General features: G+C 72.9%; 27 protein-coding genes. 17 read left to right on the top strand and 10 right to left on the bottom strand.

All coding sequences use genetic code 11. From position 1 onward, the window contains the following. Positions 1 to 111: 111 nt before the first annotated feature. On the top strand, positions 112 to 3,645 hold the full coding sequence (gene dnaE, locus CG736_RS16715) for a DNA polymerase III subunit alpha (protein WP_100587006.1): 3,534 nt from the start codon (positions 112 to 114) through the stop codon (positions 3,643 to 3,645). Between the two features lie 66 nt (positions 3,646 to 3,711). On the opposite strand, the gene CG736_RS16710 is transcribed toward dnaE, so the two are convergent. The 3 genes from CG736_RS16710 to CG736_RS16700 all read right to left on the bottom strand — a co-directional run bounded on the left by CG736_RS16710 (position 3,712) and on the right by CG736_RS16700 (position 5,920). Continuing rightward, complete coding sequence (locus CG736_RS16710) at positions 3,712 to 4,401, bottom strand: RDD family protein (RefSeq protein ID WP_100587005.1); 690 nt, start codon at positions 4,399 to 4,401, stop codon at positions 3,712 to 3,714. 89 nt (positions 4,402 to 4,490) lie between these two features. Then, the gene (locus tag CG736_RS16705) at positions 4,491 to 4,940 is read right to left on the bottom strand and encodes a type II toxin-antitoxin system PemK/MazF family toxin (protein WP_100587004.1); all 450 of its coding nucleotides are present in this window, start codon (positions 4,938 to 4,940) and stop codon (positions 4,491 to 4,493) included. Positions 4,941 to 5,035: 95 nt separating this feature from the next. Next, complete coding sequence (locus CG736_RS16700) at positions 5,036 to 5,920, bottom strand: LysR family transcriptional regulator (RefSeq protein WP_100587003.1); 885 nt, start codon at positions 5,918 to 5,920, stop codon at positions 5,036 to 5,038. Positions 5,921 to 5,949: 29 nt separating this feature from the next. Here CG736_RS16700 and CG736_RS16695 point away from each other — a divergent pair, with 29 nt between their 5' ends. From CG736_RS16695 to fxsT, 4 genes are all read left to right on the top strand, one after another. Next, positions 5,950 to 6,819, top strand: coding sequence for a dihydrodipicolinate synthase family protein (locus CG736_RS16695; RefSeq protein WP_232734031.1), 870 nt, complete (start codon positions 5,950 to 5,952; stop codon positions 6,817 to 6,819). A 148-nt stretch (positions 6,820 to 6,967) separates the two neighbouring features. After that, on the top strand, positions 6,968 to 7,996 hold the full coding sequence (locus CG736_RS16690; protein WP_100587002.1) for an aspartate-semialdehyde dehydrogenase: 1,029 nt from the start codon (positions 6,968 to 6,970) through the stop codon (positions 7,994 to 7,996). Between the two features lie 128 nt (positions 7,997 to 8,124). After that, on the top strand, positions 8,125 to 8,538 hold the full coding sequence (locus CG736_RS16685; RefSeq protein WP_100587076.1) for a hypothetical protein: 414 nt from the start codon (positions 8,125 to 8,127) through the stop codon (positions 8,536 to 8,538). Then, positions 8,535 to 10,940, top strand: a complete 2,406-nt coding sequence (gene fxsT, locus CG736_RS16680; RefSeq protein ID WP_100587001.1) for an FxSxx-COOH system tetratricopeptide repeat protein — start codon at positions 8,535 to 8,537, stop codon at positions 10,938 to 10,940. The genes CG736_RS16685 and fxsT overlap by 4 nt, the downstream gene beginning before the upstream one ends. A 3-nt stretch (positions 10,941 to 10,943) precedes the next feature. Here fxsT and CG736_RS16675 read toward each other — a convergent pair whose 3' ends face one another. Beyond that, positions 10,944 to 11,735: a hypothetical protein gene (locus CG736_RS16675; protein WP_157815610.1), complete on the bottom strand. Its 792-nt coding sequence runs from the start codon at positions 11,733 to 11,735 to the stop codon at positions 10,944 to 10,946. A gap of 144 nt (positions 11,736 to 11,879) precedes the next feature. Here CG736_RS16675 and CG736_RS16670 point away from each other — a divergent pair, with 144 nt between their 5' ends. From CG736_RS16670 to CG736_RS16655, 4 genes are all read left to right on the top strand, one after another. Beyond that, positions 11,880 to 13,052, top strand: a complete 1,173-nt coding sequence (locus CG736_RS16670; RefSeq protein WP_100586999.1) for an NYN domain-containing protein — start codon at positions 11,880 to 11,882, stop codon at positions 13,050 to 13,052. Positions 13,053 to 13,115: 63 nt separating this feature from the next. Then, a complete protein-coding gene (locus CG736_RS16665; RefSeq protein WP_100586998.1) occupies positions 13,116 to 14,081 on the top strand; it encodes an ABC transporter ATP-binding protein in 966 nt (321 codons plus the stop codon). Next, a complete protein-coding gene (locus CG736_RS16660; RefSeq protein WP_100586997.1) occupies positions 14,078 to 14,878 on the top strand; it encodes an ABC transporter permease in 801 nt (266 codons plus the stop codon). The genes CG736_RS16665 and CG736_RS16660 overlap by 4 nt, the downstream gene beginning before the upstream one ends. 72 nt (positions 14,879 to 14,950) lie before the next feature. After that, positions 14,951 to 15,577, top strand: a complete 627-nt coding sequence (locus tag CG736_RS16655; protein WP_232734030.1) for a DUF2567 domain-containing protein — start codon at positions 14,951 to 14,953, stop codon at positions 15,575 to 15,577. 104 nt (positions 15,578 to 15,681) lie between these two features. Here the strand turns inward: CG736_RS16655 and ybaK are convergent, their stop codons facing one another. The 3 genes from ybaK to CG736_RS16640 all read right to left on the bottom strand — a co-directional run bounded on the left by ybaK (position 15,682) and on the right by CG736_RS16640 (position 18,668). Then, positions 15,682 to 16,209, bottom strand: a complete 528-nt coding sequence (gene ybaK / locus CG736_RS16650; RefSeq protein ID WP_100586996.1) for a Cys-tRNA(Pro) deacylase — start codon at positions 16,207 to 16,209, stop codon at positions 15,682 to 15,684. Positions 16,210 to 16,222: 13 nt separating this feature from the next. After that, the gene (locus CG736_RS16645) at positions 16,223 to 16,951 is read right to left on the bottom strand and encodes an LON peptidase substrate-binding domain-containing protein (RefSeq protein ID WP_100586995.1); all 729 of its coding nucleotides are present in this window, start codon (positions 16,949 to 16,951) and stop codon (positions 16,223 to 16,225) included. A gap of 61 nt (positions 16,952 to 17,012) precedes the next feature. After that, entirely contained in the window at positions 17,013 to 18,668 is a 1,656-nt protein-coding gene (locus CG736_RS16640) for an oxidoreductase (protein WP_198520521.1), read from the bottom strand. Positions 18,669 to 18,762: 94 nt separating this feature from the next. Between CG736_RS16640 and hisD the strand changes: the two genes are divergently transcribed. Genes hisD through hisF form a run of 8 tightly spaced genes read left to right on the top strand, consistent with a single transcriptional unit; the run spans position 18,763 to position 24,514 of the window. Then, the gene (hisD, locus tag CG736_RS16635; protein WP_100586994.1) at positions 18,763 to 20,070 is read left to right on the top strand and encodes a histidinol dehydrogenase; all 1,308 of its coding nucleotides are present in this window, start codon (positions 18,763 to 18,765) and stop codon (positions 20,068 to 20,070) included. After that, a complete protein-coding gene (locus CG736_RS16630) occupies positions 20,067 to 21,167 on the top strand; it encodes a histidinol-phosphate transaminase (protein WP_100586993.1) in 1,101 nt (366 codons plus the stop codon). The genes hisD and CG736_RS16630 overlap by 4 nt, the downstream gene beginning before the upstream one ends. A 6-nt stretch (positions 21,168 to 21,173) precedes the next feature. Next, complete coding sequence (gene hisB, locus CG736_RS16625) at positions 21,174 to 21,767, top strand: imidazoleglycerol-phosphate dehydratase HisB (RefSeq protein ID WP_100586992.1); 594 nt, start codon at positions 21,174 to 21,176, stop codon at positions 21,765 to 21,767. Beyond that, complete coding sequence (locus CG736_RS37110) at positions 21,767 to 21,910, top strand: hypothetical protein (RefSeq protein WP_043913442.1); 144 nt, start codon at positions 21,767 to 21,769, stop codon at positions 21,908 to 21,910. Before hisB ends, CG736_RS37110 begins: the two co-directional genes overlap by 1 nt. A gap of 12 nt (positions 21,911 to 21,922) precedes the next feature. After that, the gene (hisH, locus tag CG736_RS16615) at positions 21,923 to 22,558 is read left to right on the top strand and encodes an imidazole glycerol phosphate synthase subunit HisH (RefSeq protein WP_100586991.1); all 636 of its coding nucleotides are present in this window, start codon (positions 21,923 to 21,925) and stop codon (positions 22,556 to 22,558) included. Between the two features lie 29 nt (positions 22,559 to 22,587). Then, positions 22,588 to 23,316, top strand: coding sequence for a bifunctional 1-(5-phosphoribosyl)-5-((5-phosphoribosylamino)methylideneamino)imidazole-4-carboxamide isomerase/phosphoribosylanthranilate isomerase PriA (gene priA, locus CG736_RS16610; RefSeq protein WP_035861549.1), 729 nt, complete (start codon positions 22,588 to 22,590; stop codon positions 23,314 to 23,316). Further along, positions 23,313 to 23,747 carry a Rid family hydrolase gene (locus tag CG736_RS16605; RefSeq protein WP_100586990.1) on the top strand — a complete coding sequence of 145 codons (435 nt, stop codon included), beginning with the start codon at positions 23,313 to 23,315 and terminating at the stop codon, positions 23,745 to 23,747. Before priA ends, CG736_RS16605 begins: the two co-directional genes overlap by 4 nt. Next, positions 23,744 to 24,514, top strand: a complete 771-nt coding sequence (gene hisF, locus CG736_RS16600; RefSeq protein ID WP_100586989.1) for an imidazole glycerol phosphate synthase subunit HisF — start codon at positions 23,744 to 23,746, stop codon at positions 24,512 to 24,514. The genes CG736_RS16605 and hisF overlap by 4 nt, the downstream gene beginning before the upstream one ends. A 27-nt stretch (positions 24,515 to 24,541) precedes the next feature. Here hisF and CG736_RS16595 read toward each other — a convergent pair whose 3' ends face one another. From CG736_RS16595 to CG736_RS16585, 3 genes are all read right to left on the bottom strand, one after another. After that, positions 24,542 to 25,321, bottom strand: coding sequence for a VOC family protein (locus CG736_RS16595; RefSeq protein WP_100586988.1), 780 nt, complete (start codon positions 25,319 to 25,321; stop codon positions 24,542 to 24,544). 79 nt (positions 25,322 to 25,400) lie between these two features. Beyond that, positions 25,401 to 26,039, bottom strand: a complete 639-nt coding sequence (locus CG736_RS16590; protein ID WP_100586987.1) for a TIGR03085 family metal-binding protein — start codon at positions 26,037 to 26,039, stop codon at positions 25,401 to 25,403. 21 nt (positions 26,040 to 26,060) lie between these two features. Further along, positions 26,061 to 26,531 (bottom strand): septum formation family protein, encoded by a 471-nt coding sequence (locus CG736_RS16585; protein WP_100586986.1) that lies wholly within the window; start codon positions 26,529 to 26,531, stop codon positions 26,061 to 26,063. Positions 26,532 to 26,603 lie beyond the last annotated feature (72 nt).

Genomic DNA, 26,603 nt, shown 5'->3' with positions numbered 1-26,603 from the left:
CCGGAGGGGGACTAGACTCGGATCCGCGATCCCGGAAGCCGTGGTCCGAGCCCTGGTGGTGGCTCGGGCCTTACGTGTTTCAGCCCCCCTCAGGACCCCGGAGGCCCCGCCTTGAGCGATCAGCCGTATGCGCACCTGCACGTCCACACCGAGTACTCGATGCTGGACGGCGCCGCCCGGCTGAAGCAGCTGTTCAAGGAGGTCGAGCGGCTGGGCCAGACCCATGTCGCGATGACCGACCACGGCAACATGTACGGCGCGGCCGAGTTCCACAAGCAGGCCACGGCCGCCGGCATCACCCCGGTGATCGGCATCGAGGCGTACGTGGCGCCGGAGTCCCGCTCCAACACCAAGCGCATCCTGTGGGGCCAGCCGCACCAGAAGAAGGACGACGTCTCGGCGTCCGGCGCCTACACCCACAAGACCATCTGGGCCCGTAACAAGGAGGGCCTGCACAACCTCTTCAAGCTGACCTCCCGCTCGTACGCGGAGGGCTGGCTGGTGAAGTGGCCCCGGATGGACAAGGAGATCATCGCCGAGCACGCGGCCGGCCTGATGGCCACCACCGGCTGCCCGTCCGGCGTGGTGCAGACCCGGCTGCGGCTCGGGCACTTCGACGAGGCGCTCAAGTCCGCCGCCGAGTACCAGGACATCTTCGGCAAGGAGAACTACTTCCTGGAGCTGATGGACCACGGCCTCGACATCGAGAAGCGGGTCCGCGACGGCCTCCTGGAGATCTCCAAGAAGCTGAACATCCCGCCGGTGGTCACCAACGACTCGCACTACACCACCGAGGGCGACGCCGGCGCGCACGACCTGCTGCTCTGCGTCCAGACCGGCAAGAACCTCTCCGACCCGGACCGCTTCCGGTTCGACGGCACCGGCTACTACATCAAGTCCGCGGCCGAGATGTACGCCCTCGACTCCTCCGACATCTGGCAGGAGGGCTGCCGCAACAGCCAGCTGCTGGTGGCCTCCCGGGTCGACACCGAGGGCATGTTCAAGTTCAAGAACCTGATGCCGCGGTTCCCGATCCCGGAGGGCTTCGAGTCCGAGGCGGACTTCTTCAAGTCCAAGGTCTGGGAGGGCATGGACTGGCGCTTCCCGGGCGGCTACGACGAGGAGCACAAGAAGCTCGCCGAGTACGAGATGGACACCATCATCCAGATGGGGTTCCCGGCGTACTTCCTCGTGGTCGCCGACTTCATCATGTGGGCCAAGAGCCAGGGCATCGCGGTCGGCCCCGGCCGTGGTTCCGCGGCCGGCTCGCTGGTCGCCTACGCGATGGGCATCACCGACCTCGACCCGATCCCGCACGGCCTGATCTTCGAGCGCTTCCTCAACCCCGAGCGCATCTCCATGCCCGACGTCGACATCGACTTCGACGAGCGCCGGCGCGGCGACGTGATCCGCTACGTGACGGAGAAGTGGGGCTCCGACAAGGTCGCCATGATCGTCACGTACGGCACCATCAAGGCGAAGGCCGCCATCAAGGACTCCTCGCGCGTCCTCGGCTACCCGTACGCGATGGGCGACCGGATCACCAAGGCGATGCCGCCGGACGTCATGGGCAAGGGCATCCCGCTCTCCGGCATCACCGACAGCTCGCACCCGCGCTACGGCGAGGCCGGCGAGATCCGCGGCCTGTACGAGAGCGACCCGGACGTCAAGAAGGTCATCGACACCGCGCGCGGCATCGAGGGCCTGATCCGCCAGCCCGGCGTGCACGCCGCCGGCGTCATCATGTCCGCCGAACCGCTGACCGACCACATCCCGGTCTGGACCCGGCACACCGACGGCGTCACCATCACGCAGTTCGACTACCCCACCTGCGAGGGCCTCGGCCTTCTCAAGATGGACTTCCTCGGCCTGCGCAACCTGACGATCATGGACGACGCCGTCAAGGCGATCGAGAAGAACAAGGGCGAGAAGATCGAGCTGCTCAAGCTGCCGCTCGACGACAAGCCCACCTACGAACTCCTCGCCCGCGGCGACACCCTCGGCGTCTTCCAGCTCGACGGCGGCCCGATGCGCTCGCTGCTGCGCCTGATGAAGCCCGACAACTTCGAAGACATCTCCGCCGTCCTCGCGCTGTACCGACCCGGCCCGATGGGCGTCAACTCGCACACCAACTACGCGCTGCGCAAGAACGGCCAGCAGGACATCACGCCGATCCACCCGGAGCTGGAGGAGCCCCTGGAGGAGATCCTCAAGCCGACCTACGGCCTGATCGTCTACCAGGAGCAGGTGCAGAAGGCCGCGCAGATCCTGGCCGGCTACTCGCTCGGCCAGGCCGACCTGCTGCGCCGCGCGATGGGCAAGAAGAAGAAGGAGATCCTGGAGGCCGAGTTCGTGCCCTTCCAGCGGGGCTGCCGCGAACACGGCTACTCGGACGCCGCGATCCAGGCCGTGTGGGACGTCCTCGTCCCGTTCTCCGGCTACGCCTTCAACAAAGCCCACACCGCCGGCTACGGACTGGTCTCCTACTGGACGGCCTACCTCAAGGCCAACTACCCGGCCGAGTACATGTCCGGCCTGCTCACCTCGGTCAAGGACGACAAGGACAAGTCCGCGGTCTACCTCAACGAGTGCCGCAAGATGGGCATCCAGGTGCTCCCGCCGGACGTCAACGAGTCCGACGCCGACTTCACCCCGCACGGCAGCGACACCGTCCGGTTCGGCCTGACCGCCATCCGCAACGTCGGCGGGCCGGTGGTGGAGTCGATGATCCGCACCCGGAAGGCGAAGGGGAAGTACGCCTCCTTCCCGGACTTCCTGGACAAGGTCGAGGCGGTGGTCTGCAACAAGCGCACCGTCGAATCGCTGATCAAGGCCGGCTCCTTCGACTCGCTCGGGCACACCCGCAAGGGCCTGACCGCCCAGTTCGAGCCGATGATCGACAACGTGGTCTCGATCAAGCGCAAGGAGGCCGAGGGCCAGTTCGACCTGTTCGGCGGCGACAGCGTCTCCGACGAGCCGAGCTTCGGCCTGGACGTGGTGTTCTCCGAGGACGAGTGGGAGAAGTCGTTCCTGCTCACCCAGGAGCGCGAGATGCTCGGCCTGTACGTCTCCTCGCACCCGCTGCACGGCATCGAGCACGTGCTCGCCGACAAGGCCGACTGCGCGGTCGCCGACCTCGCCGAACGCCCCGACGGCACCATCGTCACCATCGGCGGCATCATCTCCGGCCTCCAGCGGAAGATGACCAAGCAGGGCAACGCCTGGGCGATCGCCACCGTCGAGGACCTGGCCGGCTCCATCGACTGCATGTTCTTCCCCGCCAGCTACCAGCTGGTCTCCTCCCAACTGGTCGAGGACGCCGTGGTGTTCGTCCGCGGCAAGCTCGACAAGCGGGAGGACGTGCCGCGGCTGATGGGCATGGAGCTCACCGTGCCCGACCTGTCCAACGTCGGCGCGCAACTCCCGATCGTCATCACCGTGCCGGAGAACAAGCTCACCCCGCCGATCGTCGGCCGGCTCGGCGAGGTGCTCAGCAGCCACCGCGGCAGCACCGAGGTGCACGTCCACCTGCGCGGGCGGACCAGGACCGTGGTGCTGCGCCTCGACCGGCACCGGGTGAAGTCCGACCCCGCCCTGTTCGGCGACCTCAAGCAGCTGCTCGGGCCGAGCTGCCTGGCCGGCTGACCGGACCCCGACCACGCGAAGAGCCCCTGCGGAACTCCGCAGGGGCTCTTCGCTGTTGACGCGGACTCAGTTCTCCTTGACCACCACGGTCTTGGCGAGCTTGTCGTGGAAGGTCTGCTGCAGCGGCTTGTCCCACAGCTGCGACAGGCCGTTGACCAGCACCACCAGCGAACCGATGAACGGGACGATGTACGGGCCGCCCCAGACCGCGGCCCGGGTCCACAGCTCGTTGTCGGTCGGCCGCGCGCCGGTGGCCACGCTGACCACCCGGAGCTTCATGACCTTCTTGCCGACGGTCTGGCAGTGCTGGGTGCTCATCATGACGCCGTCGTAGACGACGTAGGCGATCGCCAGCAGCGCGAAGTAGCCGAAGCTGAACAGGCCGAAGGCCAGGTTGGCCACGACCCCGATGACGACACCGAGGATCAGACCGTCGATCAGCCGGGCCACGAAGCGGTCCACCGGCGTGGCCAGCACCCGGGTGCCCGGCACCGGCGGCATGCCGGGGCCCTGGGGCGCGCCCAGCCAGCCCGGCCACTGGCCCTGCGGGGCGCCGTAGCCCGGCTGCTGCCCGTAACCCGGCTGCTGGCCGTAGCCCGGCTGCTGCCCGTGCCCGGGCTGCTCGCCGTAGCCCGGCGCGGGCGGCGGCGGGGGCGGGGCGCCGTAGCCGCCGTTCGCCGGCGGCTGCTGCTGACCGTACGGGTTCTGGCCGTACGGGTCCTGCGGCCCGTAGCCAGGAGGAGTGTTGCTGCTCATGCGTCCGACTCCAGGTCAACTGTTGGGGATCCTGGTGCCGTTGTACCCGGTCCGGGGCGAGCCATGGAAGACGATCCGACAATCGTTACTCAGTGCCAGCCGTAACGGTGCCGCAACGAGTCCACCACCAGCTGGAAACGGTCCCGGTCCAGGGCGCACGCCTCGCGCCGCATCCCGCCGTCGTGCACCCGGAACACCCGGTCCAGGGCCACCCAGGAGTCCCGCCCGCTGCGGTCCCACGGGCCGGCGCCGAGCGGCACCCAGTCCGGGTCCTGGTCGTGGCCCTTGCTGGACAGCATCACCGTCAGCAGCGAGCCGGACCGCTCCCGGGCCACCACCAGCACCGGGCGGTCCTTGCCGCGGCCGTCGTTCTCCTCGAACGGCACCCAGGTCCACACGATCTCCCCCGGGTCCGGGTCGCCGTCGTGGTCCGGCGCGTACGCGGTGTGCACCGACCCGACCCGCTCGGCCGCGATCTCCACCGTGGCCTCGGCGCCGAACCGGCCGGGCTGCTCCGTCTGCTCGTTCAACTCATGCATGGCGGAAGGCTACCGACCGCATCAAGCCCCCACGCCGGGCCGCCGGCCGGTGGGCGCCGCGGAGGGGGCGCAGCGGTTCGCGGGCCGAACGGCCGTCAGGCGGCGCGCAGCTCGGCCGGAACCGCCGCGTGCAGGGCCGCCGCGAACGCCGCCACCGCCGGGTGGGCGGCCGCGCCCGCGCGGAAGGCGGTGCGGGTGCGGCGGTGGATCGGCAGGCGGGTCAGGGCGACGTTCGGGGGACAGTGGCCGGTGCCCAGGTGGGGGACCAGGGCCACGCCCTGGCCGGCGGCCACCAGGGCGAGCTGGGCCGCGAAGTCGTCCACCCGGTGCCGGACCCGGGGGCTGAACCCGGCGGCCTGGCAGGCGCGTCGGGTGAGTTCGTGGCAGAGCGTGCCGGGCGGGGCGGAGATCCACGGGCTGTGCCGGTGGTCGGCGAGGGCGCCGGCGGTGCGGGCCGCCAGGTACATCGGCTCGGCGAACACCGGGCCGGTCAGCGTGATGCCCTCCTCCGGCTCGCCCGGCACCAGGTCGTACTCGTGCACCAGCGCCAGGTCCAGTTCGCCCGCGCGCAGCGCCGCCGCCACCCCGGCCGGGTCCACCTCGCTCACCATGGCCTCCAACTCGGGGTGCCGGGAGGCCAGTTCGGCCAGCGCGGCCGGGACGAGGGCGCGCACCGCGGACGGGTAGGCGCCGATCCGCAACGGGCCGGCCAGGCCGCTGCGGGCGTGCGCCAGCTCGGCGTCCGCCCGCTCCAGCAGCTCCAGCACCGCCTCGGTGTGCCGCACCAGGTTCCGCCCGGCCGGGGTCAGCGCCACCCGCCGCCCGGTCCGCTCCAGCAGCGGCACCCCCGCCTCCCGCTCCAGCACCGACAGCTGCTGGGACACCGCCGAAGGACTGAACGCCAGGGCGTCCGCCACCGCCGCGATCGTCCCCAGGTGGGCCAGTTCGCGCAGCAGCCGCAGTCGTCGCACATCGAGCATCGGCTCAGCTTACGAGAACCATCGGAAATGTGAACTGGACCCGCACGGTCGGCGCCCGGCAGGCTTCCCCCATGGAACTGCACGGCATTCACGTCCCGCTGGTCACCCCCTTCACCGCCGACGGCGACCTCGCCCTCGACGCCCTGGAGCAGCTGGCCCGCGACAGCCTGGACGCCGGCGCCACCGGACTGGTCGCCCTCGGCACCACCGGCGAACCCGGTTCCCTCACCGACGCCGAGCAGCACACGGTGATCGAACTCTGCCGCCGCGTCACCGCCGAGTACGGCGCCGTGCTGACGGTCGGCGCCGGCCACGGCGGCACCGCGCGGACCGCCGAGGCGCTCGGCCGGCTGGCCGGCCGGGCCGACGCCGCCCTGGTCGCAGTCCCCGCGTTCGTCCGGCCCGGCGAGGCCGGGGTGCTCGCCCACTTCCGGGCGCTGGCCGCCACCAGCCCCGTGCCGCTGGTGATCTACCACATCCCGTACCGCACCGGGCAGCCGCTGAGCGCCGACACCCTGCGGGAACTGCTCGCCCTGCCGCAGGTCGCGGGCCTGAAGTACGCCCCCGGCGGCATCGACGAACAGGCCGTCGCCCTGCTGGCCGCCGGCCCGCGCGGCGTCCTGGCCGGCGACGACCTGTTCCTGTCCCCGCTGCTCGCACTCGGCGCCGACGGCGGCATCCTGGCCTCCGCGCACCTGGAGACCGCCCGCTTCGTCGCCCTGCACCGGGCCTGGGCCGACGGCGACGTGCCGCTGGCCCGGCGGCTCGGCGCGGAACTGGTGGAGGTGTCCCGGGCCGCGTTCGCCGGACCCAACCCGACCGCGCTCAAGGCCCTGTTGCACCGTGCCGGCCGCATCCCCACCCCCGCGGTGCGGCTGCCGCTGCTCGCGCACGAGTGACGGATCCGCGCAGGATTTCCGGTCCGCGGACGCCCTGACGAAAGGGATTGCCGCGCTGGACGGCAGGCGTTCACGCCTTGGGACGCCTCCGCGCACACCCGCTCTGACAAGGCATGATGGCTTTGCACAACGTAGGAGGAGGAGACGGATGAGGATCGGCATCGTAGGAGCCACCGGTCAGGTCGGCGGCGTGGTCCGCGAGATCCTGGCGGAGCGCAGCTTCCCGGTCGAGCAGCTGCGGCTGTTCGCCTCGGCCCGCTCGGCAGGGCGCACGCTGCCCTGGAAGGACACCGAGGTCACCGTCGAGGACGCCGCCACGGCCGACTACCGCGGCCTCGACATCGTGATCTTCTCCGCCGGCGGGGCGACCTCCAAGGCCCTCGCCCCGAAGGTCGCCGAAGCCGGAGCCGTCGTCATCGACAACTCCTCCGCCTGGCGCCGCGACCCCGAGGTCCCGCTGGTCGTCGCCGAGGTCAACCCCGAGGCGATCGCCGAGCGCCCCAAGGGCATCATCGCCAACCCGAACTGCACCACCATGGCCGCGATGCCCGTCCTGCGGCCGCTGCACGGCGAGTCCGAGCTGCTCTCCCTGGTGGTCTCCACCTACCAGGCGGTCTCCGGCTCCGGCCTGGCCGGCGTCTCCGAGCTGCACGAGCAGGCCCGCAAGGTGGTCGAGGACGCGACCGCGCTGGTCCACGACGGCGCGGCCGTCGAGTTCCCCGAGCCCGGCGTCTACAAGCGGCCCATCGCGTTCAACGTGCTGCCGTTCGCGGGCGCGCTGGTCGACGACGGCAGCAACGAGACCGACGAGGAGCAGAAGCTCCGCCACGAGAGCCGCAAGATCCTCGGCATCCCCGAGCTCAAGGTCTCCGGCACCTGCGTGCGCGTCCCGGTCTTCACCGGTCACTCCCTCCAGGTGAACGCCCGCTTCGCCCGCCCGCTCACCCCCGAGCGCGCCACCGAGCTCCTGGCCTCCGCCCCCGGCGTCGTCCTCACCGACATCCCCACCCCGCTCCAGGCCGCCGGCCAGGACCCGAGCTACGTCGGCCGGATCCGGGTGGACGAGACCGTCGACAACGGCCTGTCGCTGTTCCTCTCCAACGACAACCTGCGCAAGGGCGCCGCACTCAACGCGGTGCAGATCGCGGAGCTCGTCGCGGCGGAGCTGCGCGGCTGACGGCCCGTTCGATCCCCGGGGCGCGGGAGGCGGAGAGCCTCCCGCGCCCTTTCGCCCGCCCGGGGTCCTCGGAGGCGTCTACGCTTCGTCATGGGGAGTGCAGGACAGTCGAATCGGGGCGGGTGCAGATGAGCGCGGAGATCGTCCAGCTGGTCGAACAGGCGGGCCCGTACGTGGCCTCGGCCGTCGGCGCGTACGGCACGGCCGTGCTGACGCGCGCCGAGGACGCGGCGGTGGACGCCACCGCGAACCTCGGGCGCCGCATCCTGCAGGCCGTGCTGCGGCGCCGACCCGGGCAGGCCGCCGAGTTGGAAGGGGCCGTCGACGACGCGGCCGCCGACCCGGACGACGCCGACGCGGCCGCGGCGCTGCGCCAGCAGCTGAAGCGCGCACTGCGGGAGGACGCCGAACTGCGGGCGGAACTCACCGGGTTGCTGCCGAGCGGGGGGATCACCATCACCGCGTCCGGCGAGCGGTCGATCGCGGCGTACAGCATCGGGACGGTCGTCAACATCGACAACGGACGCCCCGGCACGCGGTGAGTCCGGAAGCCTCCGGCGAGCGGTCGGTCGCTGCCGGGTGGATCGGCACCGCCGTCACCGGCGACGTGATCGGCCTGCCCGCCGAGATCCTCAACGCCGCCCGCGACGTGCAGGCCCCGCCAGGTCTGACCAATCTTCCGCCCCCACCGCTGTGCCTCGGCCGGGAGGCCGAGCTCGCCCGGCTGCACGAGGTCGGCGACACCGCGATCATGCAGGCGTCCACCGTGCACGGGCTCGGGGGCATAGGAAAGACCACCCTGGCGCTGGCGTATGCGCACCGGTACCGGCACGCGTACGGCGTGGTGTGGTGGATCAACGCGGACTCGCCGACCCGGATCGAACAGTCGCTGGCGGAACTGACGCGGCGGCTGCTCCTGGGGCTGACGGCCGATCGCGACCGCGTCGCGTGGGCGATGGCGTGGCTCCAGTGGCACCCGGGCTGGCTGCTGGTCTTCGACAACGTCGAGGCGGTCGCGGACCTTTCGCCGTACCTGGGCGCGCTCGGCGGCGGGCGGCACCTGGTCACCAGCCGGCGCGCGGTCGGCTGGCCGAGGAGCATGCGGACACTGGCGCTCGGCATCCTCGACGCCGAGCAGGCCGTCGAGTTGATCCGTGCCACCGCGTACGGGGATGCCGAGTTGACGGTCCGTGAACTCCAGGACCTCCGGGCTCTCGCCGCCGAACTCGGTTACCTGCCACTCGCGTTGGATCAGGCCGGCGCCTACCTGCGGCAGAACCCGACCGTCACCGTCGCGGCCTACCACCGGCGGTTGCCGACCAAGCTGGACAAGGCCGCCGACGGCCTGGACGCAGAGCGCACCATCGCCCGGATCTGGACGCAGACCCTCGACGCGCTCACCGTCCGCGACCCGCGTGCGGTGGAGCTGCTGCGGACGTTGGCGTGGCTCGCGCCGGACGAGGTGCCCGTCGGGTTGCTGGAGGCGGACGGCGTGGACCCGGACGAGCTGGCCGAGGCGCTGGGGCACCTGGCCGCCTACAGCATGGCGACCGTCACCCGGGACACGGTCGGCGTCCACCGATTGGTGCAGCAGGTGCTGCGGGTGAATGCCCCGGCGGGGCGGCGCGAGGCCGAGCAGGCGGTGGTTCGGGCGCTGGACGGGTTGGATCCGGAGGCCGGGGAGTGGGACTCGCTGATCCCGCAGTTGATCGCGCTGGCCGAGAGCAGGCCGGTCGGGCACGACGACGGGGCCGTCACCGATCTCTACCGCCGCGCAGGATGGCGTCTCGACACGCAAGGACGCCTTGCCCGCGCCACTGCCCTGCTCGAAGCGGTCCTCGCACAGCGTGAGCAGAGCCTGGGCGAGCTTCATCCCGACACCCTGGCCACTCGCAACAATCTGGCCTGCGCCTACCGGGCGGCCGGCGATCTGGGGCGGGCGGTGCCGCTGTCGGAGGCCGTGCTGGCACAGTGCGAGCGGGTTTTCGGGGAACTTCATCCCCATACGCTGACCAGCCGGAACAATCTCGCCGACGCCTACCAGTTGGCCGGTGATCTGGGGCGCGCGGTGCCGTTGTGGGAGACGGTGCTGGGACAGTGCGAGCAGGTCCTGGGCGAACTTCATCCCGATACGCTGCTCATCCGCAGCAATCTGGCCTGCGTCTATCAAACGGCTGCTGATCCGGGCCGTGCGGTGCCGCTGTTGGAGACGGTGCTGGCGCAGCGTGAGCGGGTCCTGGGGGAGCTTCATCGCGACACGCTGACCAGCTGGCAGTACCTTGCCGATGCCTACCGGGCGGCTGGTGATCCGGGCCGTGCGGTGTCGTTGTTGGAGACGGTGCTGGCGTGGCGCGAGCGGGTCCTGGGGGAGCTCCATCCCGATACGCTGGGCACCCGGGACAGCCTTGCCGGCGCCCTCCGGGCGGCTGGTGATCCGGGCCGTGCGGTGCCGCTGTCGGAGACCGTGCTGGCGCAGCGCGAGCAGGTTCTGGGGGAGCTTCATCCCCAGACGCTGACCAGCCGGAACAATCTGGCTTGTGCCTATCTGTCCTCCGGTGACGCCGGCCGTGCGGTGCTGCTCTTCGAGCTTGTGCTGGCGCAGCGCGAGCAGGTTCTGAGCGCCCTTCATCCCCACACGCTTCTCAGCCGCGGCAACCTTGCCCAGAGCTATGCGGAGGCCGGCGACCCGGCGCGTGCGGTGCCACTGTTGGAGGCGGTGCTGGCGCAGCGCGAGCAGGTGCTCGGTGAGCAGCACCCGGACACGTTGATCAGTCGTCAAGGGCTGGCGTCGGCCTGCGCGATGACCGGCCGGCCGGATCGGGCGGTCCCGCTCCTCGAGGCCGTGGCCGCCCAGTACGAGCGGACGCTCGGCGGGACCCACCCCACCACCGTGGCCGTGCGCAACCACCTCGCTCGGGCCCGCCGCGAAGCCGGCACCGGGTAGCCGCTACTGCCCCGGGTGCGCCGCCGTTCCGTCGACCGTGATCGGCAGCTCCTCCGACGTCGCGCCGCCCGTCCACTTGTCGCCCGGCGAGTACCACTGGTACGTCCCCGAGACGTGGGCGGGCAGTTGCATCGACACCCGGCCCTCGCCGTCCGTGTCGACCACGGCGATGGTGGTCCAGACGTGGGAGTCGGCGGGGCGGAACTGGAGGTAGACGGCGGTGGCCTGCTGGGGGATGTAGCCGTGCTGGTCCCACATGGCGCGTTGCAGGCGGGCCTTGAGCTGGACGGGCTGGTCGGGGGCGGCGGTGGTGGGGGCGGCGGCCCGGTCGAACAGGGCGGTGCGTTTGAGGGAGAAGCCGCCGGCCGACTTCGACACGTAGCGGTCGCCGTCGTTGGCGCGGATCCGCAGGTCGACGAACCAGGTGCCGGCCTGGTCGTCGAACAGGACGCGGGAGGTGGCCGCGGCGGTGGCCTCGCCGGTGCAGCGGCTCACGGTGCCGGTGGCGTCCAGGGGGACGCAGGTCATCGGGCCGACCTTGAGGGTGGAGTAGTTCGGGCCCCACAGGCCGATCGGGTCGACGGCGCGGATGCCGGAGCGGTCGGTGGCCGTCACCTCCACCGGGAAGGTCCGGGTCTCGGTCGGACCGAGTTCGAGGGTGTGGCCGCCGTTGACGACGACGGACACCAGCGCGGTGTCGCCGCGGGAGGTCTCCGGGACGGTCGCGGGCACCAGGACGAGGGCGACCGCTCCGACCGCCGCCACTCCGCACAACGCCACCGCACTTTTCCGCACGGTGTCCCAGTATCCAGGGTCGCGGGGGAAACCTCCGGCGCGGTTCGGGGAGCGAACGAGGGGTAAAGGTGTGCGCAACGGTGGCCGGGCTGCCTGGCGGCGTCCCCACCGCCGCGGCACCGGGCCGAGGAGGAGGTGCCGGAGATGGACCGCTGTGTCGTCCTGGTCGACGCGGGCTACCTGCTGGGCGCCGCCGCCAGCCTGCTCGCCGGGGAGCCCGGCCGGTCACGGATCGCCGTCGACCACCCGGTGCTGATCGGCGCGCTGCGGGAACGGGCCGAGGAGGAGACCGGGCTGCCGCTGCTGCGGATCTACTGGTTCGACGCGGCCATCGACCGCAGACCGGTGCCCGAACACCGGCGGCTGAGAGTGCTGCCCCGGGTGACCGTCCGGCTCGGCGCGCTCACCCGGGCCGAGGGCCGCTGGGTGCAGAAGGGGGTGGACGCCGCGATGCACGCCGAACTCAGCGAGCTCGCCCGCAACCACGCCTGCGCCGACGTGGTGCTGGTCACCGGCGACGGCGACCTGCTGCCCGGGGTGGCGTCCGCCAAGGAGCACGGCGTGGCCGTCCACCTGTGGGCGCTGGAGGCCGCCGACGGCGACTTCAACCAGTCCGAGGAACTGGTCGGCGAGGCCGACGAACGCCGGGTGCTCGACCGCGCCTGGATCGAACGCTGGGCCCGCCCCCGGGAGACCGGCCACGAACCCGTCGCCGCCGTCGCGCCGGTCGCCGTGCTGCCCGCCCCGCCGCGCCCCCGGGCCGTCGTCGTCCCCGCCGCCGTCGCCGCGCCCGGCGGGCGGCCCGCCCCGTTACGGGTCATCCCCACCCCCAAGGACCTGGCCGGACGCGCCCCGGTGCCGGTTCCCGCGCCGCCGGCCGCCGTTCTCGGCGGGCCGGTGCTGCGCTGGTCGTCCGACCGCGGCTGGCCGGAGCGAGCCGACGCCCCCACCGCCGCCGACGCGCTGCCCACCCTGGACCGCCTCACCACCGCCGCCCAGCGCTGGGCCGACCGCGAGGAGGACATCACCAGCGTCGGCGGCGACCCGCAGGAGGTCGGCCAGGTCTTCGCCCGCCGCTGGCTCGACCGGCTCGCCCCCGCCGACCGCCCCGCCCTGCTGTGGACCGACCACCCGCGCATCCCGCACCGCCTCGACGGCGAACTGCTGCGCTACGCCGCCCGGTTCGGCCTGCTCGCGCACAAGGAGGACCAGATCGACGAGCAGGACCGGTACGCCATCCGGGAGGGCTTCTGGAAGGAGATGGCCGCCCGGATCCCCGACACCCGCCAGCCCCAGGGGGTGCTGGAGGACAGCTGACCGCCGCCGACCGCGCGACCCGCGTGCCCGGAAGGTCCGGTGCGACGCGTAGAGTCTTCCGTCGTGAGCAAGGCACCTCAGGGCTGCTGCACCGTCAGCGGCCTGGTCAAGACCTACCGGGCGGGCGGCACCGAGGTCCGGGCCAACGACGGCATCGATCTCGCCGTCCGGCGCGGCGAGGTCTTCGGGCTGCTCGGACCCAACGGGGCCGGCAAGTCCACCCTGGTCCGCCAGCTCACCGGCCTGCTCCGCCCCGACGCCGGCACCATCGAGCTGCTCGGCCACGACATCGTCCGCCACCCCGAACGGGCCGCCCGGCTGCTCGGCTACCTCGGCCAGGAATCCACCGCCCTCGACGAGCTCACCGTCGCCCTCGCCGCCGAGACCACCGGCCGCCTGCGGGGCCTGTCCCGCGCCGCCGCCCGCGCCGAGACCGCCGACGTGATCACCGAGCTCGGCCTCGAACCGCTCGCCCACCGCCCGCTCGCCAAGCTCTCCGGCGGCCAGCGCCGCCTCGCCTGCTTCGCCGCCACGCTGGTCGGCGACCGCCCGCTGCTGGTCCTGGACGAACCCACCACCGGCATGGACCCGGTCGCCCGCCGCGCCGTGTGGAGCGCCGTCGACCGCCGCCGCGCCGACCGCGGCACCACCGTGCTGCTGGTCACCCACAACGTCATCGAGGCCGAGACCGTGCTCGACCGGGTCGCCGTGATCGACGGCGGCAAGGTCATCGCCTGCGACACCCCCGGCGGCCTCAAGGCCCTGGTCGACGGCCACGTCCGGCTCGACCTGGTCTGGCGGACCGACGCCCCGACCGGCGTCCCCGCCGTCGCCGCGCTCGCCGACCGCGCCGAACGCACCGGCCGCCGCTGGACCGTGCGCACCACCCCCGACGAAGCCCGCGAACTGGTCGCCGCCGTCACCACCGGCCCCGCCTTCGCCGCCCTCGACGACTTCACCCTCGCCACCCCCACCCTGGAGGACGCCTACCTCCGACTCGGCGGCCGGCACGGAGGACTCGCCCGATGACCCTGCTCGACGCCCCCGCCGCCACCGCCACCGGGCAGGCCGCGCCGCTGGCCCCCGCCGCCCGGCTGCTGCCCGCGCTCGCCGCGGTCTACCGCGCCCAGCTGGCCCGCGCCAAGGTCTCCCGGATCCCGCTGCTGTTCGTCGCGACCTTCCAGTCCATCGGCATCCTGGTGATGATGCGCGGCGTCGTCGACGCCGGCGACAACCCCTCCGCGCACGCGGTGGTGGCCGGCTCCGCCGTCCTGGTCGTCGCCTTCGTGGCGCTCAACCTGCTCGCCCAGTACTTCGGGAAGCTCCGCCACACCGGCGGCCTCGACCACTACGCGACGCTGCCCGTCCCGCCCGCCTCCGTGGTCCTCGGCACCGCCGCCGCGTACGCCTCGTTCACCGTGCCCGGCGTGTTCGTCACCGCCGCCGCCGGCAGCTGGATGTTCGACCTGCCGATGGGCCGGCTGTGGATCCTGCTCGCCGTCGTCCCGCTCGCCGGAGCCGCGCTGGCCGGCCTCGGCGCGGCGCTCGGGCTGCTCGCCCCGCGCCAGGAACTCGCCACCCTCGCCGGACAGTTGGGCATGTCCGCGGCCCTGCTGCTGGGCGTCCTGCCGGCCTCCCGGCTGCCCGTGCCGGTGCAGTGGCTGCGCGACCTGCTGCCCTCCACCTACGGCGTCGACGCGTTCGCCCTCACCTTCGCCCCGCACCCCGACTGGGCCCGCGTCCTGCTCGACCTCGGCGTCTGCGGCGCCGTCGGCCTCGTCTCGCTGACGCTCGCCACCTGGGCGTACCGGCGCGCCGCACGCTGACCCGTTCCCGTCGGGGGCATCCGCCGCCGGGAGATCGACAGCGGCGGGGGCGGCCATGAAACGATGGGGGGCGTGACCGTACCGAACACACCTGCGGGTGACACGCCGCCCGGGGCGGACCCGTTCGCCCCGCCCCACCCGACGCAGTCGCCCGCCCCCGCGGAGCGGCCGCCGGTCGGTCCCGAACTGCGGATCGGAGCGATCATCGCTGTCGCCGGGACGGTCCTCGGCGTCGTCCTCGGCCTGCTCTGGCTCTGGCTCTCCCCCCGGATCGGCTTCGAGGTCCAGGACAACCGGATCCTCTACCGGGACCCCGAAGGCGAAGCCCAGGTCGCCGCCGTCGGCGTCTTCTCCCTGCTCGGCCTCGTCCTCGGCGTGGTCACCGCCCTCGGCGCCTTCCTGTGGACCCGTGCCCGCGGCGGCGGCATCGCCGTCGCCGTCGGCCTCACCACCGGCGGCCTGCTCGGCTCCGTCATCGGCTGGCAACTCGGCACCCGCCTCGGCCCCACCGCCGACCTCCGCGCGCACGCCCTCTCCGTCGGCAACGGCGGCGCCTTCGACGGCCCCCTGGAGCTCACCGCCCACGGCGCGCTCCTGGTGTGGCCGATGACGGCGACCATCGTGCTGCTCGCCCTCTCGGCGACGTTCGGCAAGCGCGAGCCGGACCGGCCGCCGTACTGGGCGATGCCTCCGCAGTAGCGGGCGCGAAACCAGGGGCCGGGGGGAACTGCGCGACAAGCGCAGGGCCCGTCCGCAAGGTCGCGATCACGTGCAGGTCATCGTCCGGCGTCGCGATCCTGCGGTCAGCTGCGTTCCCCTTCGCGCAGTTCCCCGCGCCCCTGGCTTCTCGCGATCGCCCACGTGACCGCGTTCGTGAGCCGGACCAGGTCCGCGGGCGCGAGTTCGACCTCCATGCCGCGCTTGCCGGCGGAGACGTAGACCGTGGGGTGGGCCAGGGCCGTGGTGTCGATGACGGTGCGGAGCTTCTTGCGCTGGCCGAGCGGGGAGATGCCGCCGAGGACGTAGCCGGTGGTGCGTTCGGCGGTGGCGGGGGCGGCCATGGTGGCGCGCTTCGCGCCGAGCGCGGTGGCGAGGGCCTTGAGGTCGAGCTGGCCGGAGACCGGGACGACGGCGACGGCGAGGGCGCCGTCGGTCTCGGCGAGGAGGGTCTTGAAGACGCGGCCCGGCGGGACGCCCATCGCCTCGGCGGCCTCGGCCCCGTAGGAGCTCGCGGCGGGGTCGTGGGCGTACTCGTGGACGGTGAACGGGACCGCGGCGGCGTCGAGGGCGACGGTGGCGGGGGTGCCGCCGGCGGTCTTCTTCTTCGGCATGGGCGGGGAGTCCTCAGTTCGGGCTGAACGCCTGGCGGGTGAGGTCGGCGGCGGGCAGGGACGGGAGCTTGGCGATCACCGCGCTCTCCCGGCGGAGCAGTTCGAGCTCGCGGGTGAGGCGCTGCGCGGTGTCGGGGCAGGCGAGGAGCTCCTGCTTGACGGCCACCGGCAGGGTGGTCGCGGCGGCGACCAGGTAGGAGAGCACCTGCGGGTCGTCCGGGAGGTCGGGTTCGCCGTTGAGGGTGGCCTCGCGGGCGCCGGCCAGCCGCTTCTGGTAGGTGCGGAAGGCGCGTTCGACGCCGGCGGCGAGCGCGCCGGAGCCCTCGCCGGGCTGCTCGGGCACGACGGAGACGTCGCCGACCAGGTAGGGGCCGGTGGCGTCGATCGCGCGCAGCCGGAACCGGGTGGTGCCGGTGACGAGGAGTTCGTAGCGGCCCTCGGGCTGGTCGCGGACGGAGGCGATGTCGGCGACGCAGCCGACCGGGTGGAGGGCGTCCATCGGGTCCTCGCCGGGGGCGCCGATGCCGTCCAACGGGCCTGCGGGGCCGTCGACTTCGCGGACCGGCGCGGTCTCCCGGCCGTCCCGGACGGCGACCACGCCGAAGCGGCGCGGTTCGTCCTCGGGCAGCTTCTGCAGGTCGGCGACCAGGTGGCGGTAGCGCTCCTCGAAGACGTGCAGGGGCAGCACCAGACCTGGGTACAGGACCGTGTTGAGCGGGAAGAGCGGGAGCCGTTCAGTCACGGCGGACAGCGTAGTTCCCGTCGGCCCGCCGCCGCGCAGGGGATTTCCGCCGGGCGGTTCGTCAGCCGCGCTGGAGGAGCCGGGTGACGCCGGCCACGGCGGTGGTGGCGAGGACCCAGCCGGTCAGGACCAGGGCGGTGGCGACCCACTGGCCGGGGCGGTCGGGGTTCCAGCCGGCCTGGCCGAGGTCGATCAGCGGGAGGACCTTGCCGGCTGCGTACAGGGCCGAGTTCCACACCACCTGTTCGTCGGGTTTGATCGGCGCGGGCGGGTGCTCCTGGAAGTAGGCGGTGCCGAGCGCCCAGGCGAGGACCAGCCAGGTGGCGGCCCGGCCGGGGCGGTAGCCGTAGCCGACAGCGGCGTCCTGCAGGTGGCCCCAGAGCCGGCCGGGCAGCGGCAGGGTGGCCCGGCGGCGGCGCTGCTTGGCGAGCAGGACGGTGCGGGCGTCCTCGTCGGCGCCGTCGCGGCGCAGCGCCGCGGCCAGCTGCTCGTAGGCCTCGGGGCGGAACTCGGCGCCGGACTCGACCCAGGCGATGCGGCGGTCCAGCGGGAACGGTTCGGCGGGGCGGAGCGATTCGTAGCTGAAGCCGGTGAGCGAGATGTGCCGGTCGGTGGGCCAGGCGCCGGGGGAGTCGACCAGGTTGCCGATCCGGGCGCGGTTGAGGCTGACGGTGCCGGTGGGCGGGGTTTCGCAGGTGAAGCGGAGTTCGGGGGTCTGGATCCGGTTGAGCGAGAGCTCCTGGCCGGGGCCGAGGTGGAATTCGGCGGCGGTGATCAGGCAGGCGTTGTCGAAGCGGGCGTCGGAGAGCCGGACCCGGCCCCAGGCGCGGAACGGGGTGTGGCGGGTGGCGCGGTACTCGAGGTGGTCGCCGGACTCGCCGTAGCCGGAGCCGTAGACGGTGCGCGAACCGGTCCAGGTGCTGTCGTCGGAGCCGGACAGGTACAGGGTGTGGCCGATGGTGATCCGCGGGGCGTTGAACGCGTTCGGGTTGTCGGGGGCGGAGCGCAGGGCGGCGCCGCGCAGCGAGAGCCGGCCGCCGATCCGGGCCGAGCGCAGGCTGAGCTCGCCGAGCAGTTCGAGGCGCTCGGCCTCGCAGTCCTGGTTGATCGCGATGCCGTCGGCGGACACCGCGCGGCCGTGCGCGTCGGGGCCGATGGCGGCCTGGTTGAGCAGCAGGTCGGTGCCGATCCGGGCGTCGGTGAGGCGGATGCCGCCGGGTATGCCGCAGCGGGCGAGGTGGACGTCGCCCTCGGTGGCGAGCCGGGAGGCCTCCAGCCGGGGGAGGGCGCAGGAGACCAGCCGCAGGGTGCCGGCGGCGGCCTCGGAGATCAGCAGTTTGCGGTCGAAGCGGCACAGCTGGAACTCGACGTAGCAGTCGATCCGGCCGCCGGCCAGGGTGAGGTCGCCGGTGATCCGGGCGCCGGTGAGTTTGAGCGAGGCGACCCGGCCCGGGACGGGTTCGGGGCCGTGCAGCAGCAGCCGGGCGACCACTTCGGCGCGGACGGTGCGTCCGGGCCCCCACTCCTCGGCGGTGAACGGGTCGTCCGGGCCGTGGCTCTCCCGGTCGGGGCGGACGGCCGCGCCGGCGGGGGCGGGCAGGACGAGGTCGGCGGGGCCGTCGACACGCCCGGCGCGCAGGTCGTACACCTCGCCGCGGCGGAAGGCCTCCCACAGGCCGCGTTCGGTGTCGGTCCAGTCGTCCGGTGCCTGGTCCACCGCGCCCCCCGATGATCTTGTAGCCGTCTCACCCTTCGTATCACGGACTGAAATGCCGGGCTGCCGGTTTTCGCCACTCCTTACACTTGGGCCTGTGATCTCTCGAATCGACCTCCGCGGCTCCGACCAGGACCCCCGCGACGTGCTGCCCCGTGCCGAGTTCGACGTGGCGGCCGCCCTTGAGAAGGTGCGGCCGATCGCGGAGGACGTACGCCATCGTGGCGTGGCCGCGTTGATCGAGATCACCGAGCGTTTCGACGGGGTGCGGCTGACGTCCACCCGCGTCCCGGCCGAGCAGATCGCCGAGGCCCTGGAGCAGCTCGATCCGAAGGTGCGCGCCGCGCTGGAGGAGTCGATCCGCCGGGCCCGCGCCGTCCACGCCGACCAGCGGCGCACCGGCCGCACCACCCAGGTGGTGCCGGGCGGCACCGTGACCCAGCGCTGGGTGCCGGTGGACCGGGTCGGCCTGTACGTGCCGGGCGGCCTGGCGGTCTACCCGTCCTCCGTCGTGATGAACGTGGTGCCCGCCCAGGAGGCCGGGGTGCGCGGCATCGCCGTCACCTCGCCGCCGCAGAAGGCGTTCGGCGGCCGGGTGCACCCGGCCATCCTGGCCGCGTGCGCGCTGCTCGGGGTGGACGAGGTGTACGCGGTGGGCGGCGCCCAGGCGGTGGCGATGTTCGCGCTCGGCACCGAGGAGTGCGCGCCCGTCAACCTGGTCACCGGCCCCGGCAACATCTACGTCGCGGCCGCCAAGCGGCTGTTCGCCGGCCGGATCGGCATCGACTCGGAGGCCGGCCCGACCGAGATCATGGTGCTCGCGGACGACACCGCGGTCGCCGCCGAGGTCGCCGCCGACCTGATCAGCCAGGCCGAGCACGGCCCGACCTCCGGCTCGGTGCTGGTCACCGCCTCGGCGGAGCTGGCCGACGCGGTGGAGGCCGAGCTGAAGACCCAGGTCGCCCGCACCCGGCACTCCGAGCGGGTGGCCGAGGCGCTGGGCGGCCCGCAGTCCGGGATCATCCTGGTCGACGACCTCGACCAGGGCCTGGCCGTGGTCAACGCGTACGCCGCCGAGCACCTGGAGATCCAGACCGCCGACCCGCACGCCGTCTCCGAGCGGGTGCGCAACGCGGGTGCGATCTTCCTCGGCCGCTTCACCCCGGTCTCGCTGGGCGACTACGCGGCCGGCTCCAACCACGTGCTGCCGACCGGCGGCTGCGCCTGCCACTCCTCGGGCCTGTCCGTGCAGACCTTCCTGCGCGGCGTCCAGGTGGTCGAGTACGACCGCGCGGCGCTGGCCGACATCGCCGCGCACGTGGTCAACCTGTCCGAGGCCGAGGACCTGCCCGGTCACGGGGATGCCGTGAAGGCCCGATTCGAGTGGAGTGTCCCCAACTCGTGACGAAGATCGACGACCTGCCCGTCCGGGACGAGCTGCGCGGCCAGTCCCCTTACGGCGCACCGCAGTTGGACGTGCCCGTCCAGCTGAACACCAACGAGAACCCGTACCCGTTGCCCGAGCCGCTGGTGGCCCGGATCGCCGAGCGGGTCGCCGACGCCGCCCGGCAGCTCAACCGCTACCCGGACCGGGACGCGGTGGAGCTGCGGGCCGGCCTGGCGGCGTACCTGACCGACACCACCGGCCACCCGGTGACGAAGGACCAGGTGTGGGCCGCCAACGGCTCCAACGAGGTGCTGCAGCAGCTGCTCCAGACCTTCGGCGGGCCCGGCCGCACCGCGATCGGCTTCGAGCCCTCGTACTCGATGCACGCGCTGATCGCCCGCGGCACCGGCACCGCGTGGGTCTCCGGCCCGCGCAACGAGGACTTCACCATCGACGTGGACGCGGCCCGGGCGACGATCGCCGAGCTGCGCCCCGACGTGGTGTTCATCTGCTCGCCGAACAATCCGACCGGTACCGCCGTCGGGGCCGACACGGTGCTCGCGCTGTACGAGGCCGCGCAGGCCGCCAAGCCGAGCATGGTGGTGGTGGACGAGGCGTACGTCGAGTTCTCGCACCGCGCCTCGCTGCTGCCGCTGCTGGCGGGCCGCCCGAACCTGGTGGTCTCGCGCACCATGTCGAAGGCGTTCGGCGCGGCCGGGCTGCGGCTCGGCTACCTGGCGGCCGACCCGGCCGTGGTGGACGCGGTGCAGCTGGTCCGGCTGCCGTACCACCTGTCGGCGGTCACCCAGGCCACCGCGCTGGCCTGCCTGGAGCACACCGGCACGCTGCTCGGCTACGTCGAGCAGCTGAAGTCCGAGCGCGACCGCCTGGTGGTCGCGCTGCGCGAGCTGGGCGTCGAAGTGACCGACTCCGACGCCAACTTCATCCAGTTCGGCCGCTTCGCCGACACCCACGCGGTGTGGCAGGCGATCCTCGACCAGGGCGTGCTGGTCCGCGACAACGGCGTGCCCGGCCGGCTGCGCGTCACCGCCGGCACCCCCGCCGAGAACGACGCCTTCCTGAGCGCCCTCGCCAATGTGATCAAGGAGCTGTAACCCCGCATGCCCCGTATCGGCCGCGTCGAACGCACCACCAAGGAGACCTCCGTCCTGGTCGAGATCGACCTCGACGGAACCGGCAGGACGGACGTCTCCACGGGCGTCGGTTTCTTCGACCACATGCTCGACCAGCTCGGCCGCCACGGCCTCTTCGACCTCACGGTGAAGACCGAGGGCGACCTCCACATCGACACCCACCACACCATCGAGGACACCGCCCTCGCCCTCGGCGCCGCCTTCAAGCAGGCGCTCGGCGACAAGGTCGGCATCTACCGGTTCGGCAACTGCACCGTCCCGCTGGACGAGTCGCTGGCGCAGGTCACGGTCGACCTGTCGGGCCGCCCGTACCTGGTGCACACCGAGCCCGAGGGCATGGCCCCGATGATCGGCGCGTACGACACCACGATGACCCGGCACATCCTGGAGTCCTTCGTCGCACAGGCGCAGGTCGCCCTGCACGTGCACGTCCCGTACGGCCGCAACGCGCACCACATCGTGGAGTGCCAGTTCAAGGCGCTGGCCCGGGCGCTGCGCTACGCCTCCGAGCGCGACCCGCGCGCCGAGGGCATCCTCCCGTCCACGAAGGGCGCCCTCTGATGGCGACGGTCATGATCTTCCTCGGGATCTTCTTCGCCACCGGCGTCTACTCGTTCTGGAAGCAGGACAAGCCGAAGAGCGTGATCCTCGTCCTCGCCTTCGCGTCGGCCATGTGCCTGGCCGGCGGCATCCTGCGCTACTAGGAGTACCGCGACATGAGCAAGAACGTGGTGGTGCTGGACTACGGCTCCGGCAACCTGCGCTCCGCCCAGCGCGCCGTCGAACGGACCGGCGCCGACGTCACCGTCACCTCGAACTTCCAGGAGGCGATGAACGCCGACGGGCTGCTGGTGCCCGGCGTCGGCGCCTTCGAGGCGTGCATGCGCGGCCTGAAGGCGGTGCGCGGCGAGCAGATCATCGGCCGCCGGCTGGCCGGCGGCCGCCCGGTGCTGGGGATCTGCGTCGGCATGCAGATCCTGTTCGAGCGGGGCGTCGAGCACGGCGTCGAGACCGAGGGCTGCGACGAGTGGCCCGGCGTGGTCGAGCCGCTGGAGGCGCCGGTCGTCCCGCACATGGGGTGGAACACCGTGGACGCCCCCGAGGGCACCCGGATGTTCGCCGGGATGGACGCCGACACCCGGTTCTACTTCGTGCACTCCTACGGTGTGCGGCACTGGCTGCTGGAGACCCACTCGGAGAAGATCCGCGCCCCCAAGGTGGCATGGACCACCCACGGGCAGCCGTTCGTCGCCGCGGTGGAGAACGGCCCGCTGTGGGCCACCCAGTTCCACCCCGAGAAGTCCGGCGACGCCGGCGCCGCCCTGCTGACCAACTGGGTCGACACCCTCTGACGCCCTCCGACTTGGGAGACCAACGGAACATGACGAACCGCCTCGAACTGCTGCCCGCCGTCGACGTCCGGGACGGCCAGGCCGTCCGCCTGGTCAAGGGCGCCTCCGGCACCGAGACCTCCTTCGGCGAGCCGCTGGCCGCCGCCCTGGCCTGGCAGAACGCCGGCGCCGAGTGGCTGCACCTGGTCGACCTGGACGCCGCGTTCGGCACCGGCAGCAACCGCGACCTGCTCCGCGAGGTCACCGGCCGACTCGACATCAAGGTCGAGCTGTCCGGCGGCATCCGCGACGACGAGTCGCTGGCCGCCGCGCTCGCCACCGGCTGCACCCGGGTCAACCTCGGCACCGCCGCCCTGGAGAGCCCCGAGTGGGTCGCCAAGGTGATCGCCGAGCACGGCGACAAGATCGCCGTCGGCCTGGACGTGGTCGGCACCACCCTGCGCGGCCGCGGCTGGACCCGCGACGGCGGCCAGCTGTTCGACGTCCTGGCCCGCCTGGACTCCGAGGGCTGCGCCCGCTACGTGGTGACCGACGTCAACCGCGACGGCACCCTGACCGGCCCCAACCTGCAGCTGCTGCGCGACGTCTGCGCCGCCACCGACCGACCCGTGGTCGCCTCCGGCGGCGTGTCGTCGCTGGACGACCTGCGCGCGATCGCCACCCTGGTGCCGGAGGGCGTCGAGGGCTCGATCGTCGGCAAGGCCCTCTACGAGCAGAAGTTCACCCTCGAAGAGGCCCTGGAGGCTGTGTCCCGATGACCGACGAAACCCCGGCCGCCGCCCCTCAGCACTCCGAGACGTCCCTCCGGGAGGACGCGTACGGATACTCCCGGGCAGTGGCGGCCGGGGACTTCGTCCTGGTCGCGGGCTGCACCGCCTTCGAGGACGGGGTCGCCCCGGTCGAGGGCGGCCCGTACGAGCAGACGATCGCCGCCTTCAAGGCGGCCTTCGACGCGCTCGACCCCTACGGACTCACCGCCGCCGACGTGGTCCGCACCCGGATGTACCTCAACCACCTCCGGGACCGCGACGAGGCCGGCCGCGCCCACAAGGAACTGTTCGACAAGGTCCGCCCCGTCACCACGATCGTGGTGGTCGAGGGCCTGACCGACTCCCGCATGATGGTCGAGGTCGAGGTGGAGGCCCACCGCCCCGGCCTGGCCCGCACTCTGGAAGGCAAGCAGCCGTGACACTCGCAGTACGCGTCATCCCCTGTCTGGACGTGGACGCCGGACGCGTCGTCAAGGGCGTCAACTTCCAGAACCTGCGCGACGCCGGCGACCCGGTCGAACTCGCCAAGCTCTACGACGCCCAGGGCGCCGACGAGTTGACCTTCCTCGACATCACCGCCTCGTCCGGCTCCCGGGAGACCACCTACGACGTGGTCCGCCGCACCGCCGAGCAGGTGTTCATCCCGCTCACCGTCGGCGGCGGCGTGCGCACCGTCGAGGACGTCGACAAGCTGCTGCGGGCCGGCGCGGACAAGGTCGGCGTCAACACCGCGGCGATCGCCCGCCCCGAGCTGATCCGCGAGATCGCGCAGCGCTTCGGCCGCCAGGTGCTGGTGCTGTCGGTGGACGCCCGGCGCTGCTCCGAGGGCACCCAGACCGCCTCCGGCTTCGAGGTCACCACCCACGGCGGCCGCCGGGGCACCGGCCTGGACGCCGTCGAGTGGGCGGTGCGGGCCGCCGAACTGGGCGCCGGCGAGATCCTGCTGAACTCGATGGACGCCGACGGCACCAAGGACGGCTACGACCTGGAGATGATCGGCGCCGTCCGCAAGGCCGTCTCGCTGCCCGTCATCGCCTCCGGCGGCGCCGGCAAGCTCGCCGACTTCGCGCCCGCCGTCGACGCCGGCGCCGACGCGGTGCTCGCCGCCAGCGTCTTCCACTTCGGCGACCTGACGATCGGCCAGGTCAAGGACGAACTGCGGACCACCGGGCACCCCGTCCGCTGAGCGCGGTGACGCCCCGTCGGTGAACGGCTACCGACGGGGCTCCGGCTCCAGGATCGCGAACTGCGCGCCGAACGGGTCGGCCAGCACCGCGATCCGCCCCACCGTCGGCACCTGCTCCGGCGGCACCACGACGCTCCCGCCGGACGTGCGCACCTGATCGGTGGTCAGCAGCGCGTCCGCCACCGCGAAGTGTGCCAGCCAGCCGACGTTCACCCGCGGGTGCACCCCGGCCACGCCGCCGAACGAGTCCTTGAACGGGTCCTCGCCCTCGGCGGTCGACAGCACCGTGTAGTCCACGCCCGGCACGCCGCTGTCCCGGGTCCGCCAGCCGAACAGCGCCCGGTAGAAGCGCAGCGCCTCGGCGGCGTCGGAGGTGTGCAGCTCCGCCCAGCACATCGCCCCGGTCTCCCCGACCGCCTCCAGGCCGCGGGTCCGCCCGGGCTGCCAGACCGCGAAGTTGCCGCCCGTCGGGTCGGTGAACTGCGCGAACCGGCCCTCCGCCGGCACGTCCGACGGCGGCACCCGCACCGTGCCGCCGGCCCGGGTGACGGCCGCCGCGGTGCCGTCGGCGTCCTCGGTGCGGAAGTACACCGTCCAGGCGGGCAGCGCCTCCGCCTCGGTCAGCGGGCCGGCCGCGGCGACCGTGCGGCCCTCGTTGCGGAAGAAGCCGTAACCGCCGGCCGCCGGGCCGCCCGACTCGAAGGTCCAGCCGAACACCGCGCCGTAGAACAGCTCGGACTCGGCGAGGTCGGGGCTGCCGAGGTCGATCCAGTTCGGCGATCCGGTCCGGAAATCGGTGCTGACCATGGGCGCTCCAAGGAGGACGGGGTGGGCGGGCCACCGCCAGGCTGGCAGCTCCGGCCCGGCGGGGCGGGCCGACGCGCCGTCAGTCCTCGGGCAGCGGCAGCACCTCGGCCAGCTCGGCGACCGCCGCCGGCTCGCCCTGCACCGTCACCGCGGCCTTCGCGCCGCGCCCGAACAGGAACAGCACCAGCTCGCCGGGCTCGCCGGTCACCGTCACCACCGGCCGGTCGTGCCGACGGACCGTCACCTCCCGGCCGTCCGGGCGCACCAGCCGCAGCGACACCGGCGGGCGGGTCTCGCCGAACCGGGCCGCCATCGGCACCCGCCGCCACAGCGTCTCCGCCAGCTCGGGCGCCACCGGCTCCGGCTCGAACGGGACCGCCCGGCGGACGTCCTCGGCGTGCACGAAGTACTCCAGCAGGTTCGCCGCCTCGTCCACGCCGGGCAGGTTGAACGGCGACAGCGCGGGCGGGCCCGAGCGGAAGGACTTCACCAGCCGGTCGTACGGGCGCCGGGCGGTGCGGTCCTGCACCCGCCGGGTCCACCCGGCGAGCGGCCGGATCCTGATCCCGGCGGCCGCGTCCGGCCGGCCCTCCCGCACCACCAGGTGCGCCACCAGGTCCCTGGTCAGCCACCCCGCACACAAGGTCGGCCGGTCCGGGCCGGCCGCCGACAACAATCCGGAAAGACGGGCACGCTCGGCCCGCGCAAGGCTCGACATGCCGCACAGCCTACGCAGCGGTCAGGCCTTGAAGGTCAGCGCACAGGTGATGCCGCGCATGCCCTGCTGGTAGAACTCCACCGGCAGGCCGACCGAAGTGCCGTGCCGCGGGCCGCCGGTGGTGCGCGCCAGGGCCTGCCTGGTCGGCTCCTTGCACAGCTCGGTCATGCTGCGGAAGATCGCCGGCAGGTCGGCCAGCCCGTCCGGCAGGTCCGCGTTGGCGATCGACTCGGCGTCGTGCGGCTGGTCGCAGGGAACGGCCGTGGGCTGCTGCACGTTGCTCAGTCGCGGCACCTGGAAGCACGTCCCCGGGGTGAAGTACGGGTACGGAATCTCCTTGGTCGGACTCGGTGAAGGTGCCGGGGACGGGCTGTGCGCGGGCGGCGGAGCGGCGACCGGGGGGTGCGGGTCGGGCCACAGCAGTACGGCGGCCACCGCCGCGAGAACGACCGCCACCACCGCGGTCAGGACGGTCTTCTGACGCCCGCTCATGCCAACCCCCTGTTTCCCCCGCCATTGTGCTGGTCCGCAGGTGGCCGCGTCAGTCCTTTTCGGACATCTGTT

The sequence above is a fragment of the Kitasatospora sp. CB02891 genome, from assembly GCF_002803145.1.
GTDB classification, from domain to species: Bacteria; Actinomycetota; Actinomycetes; order Streptomycetales; family Streptomycetaceae; genus Kitasatospora; species Kitasatospora griseola.
Note: the sequence above shows the minus strand (reverse complement) of the source record. Positions and strands in the feature narration are given on the sequence as shown.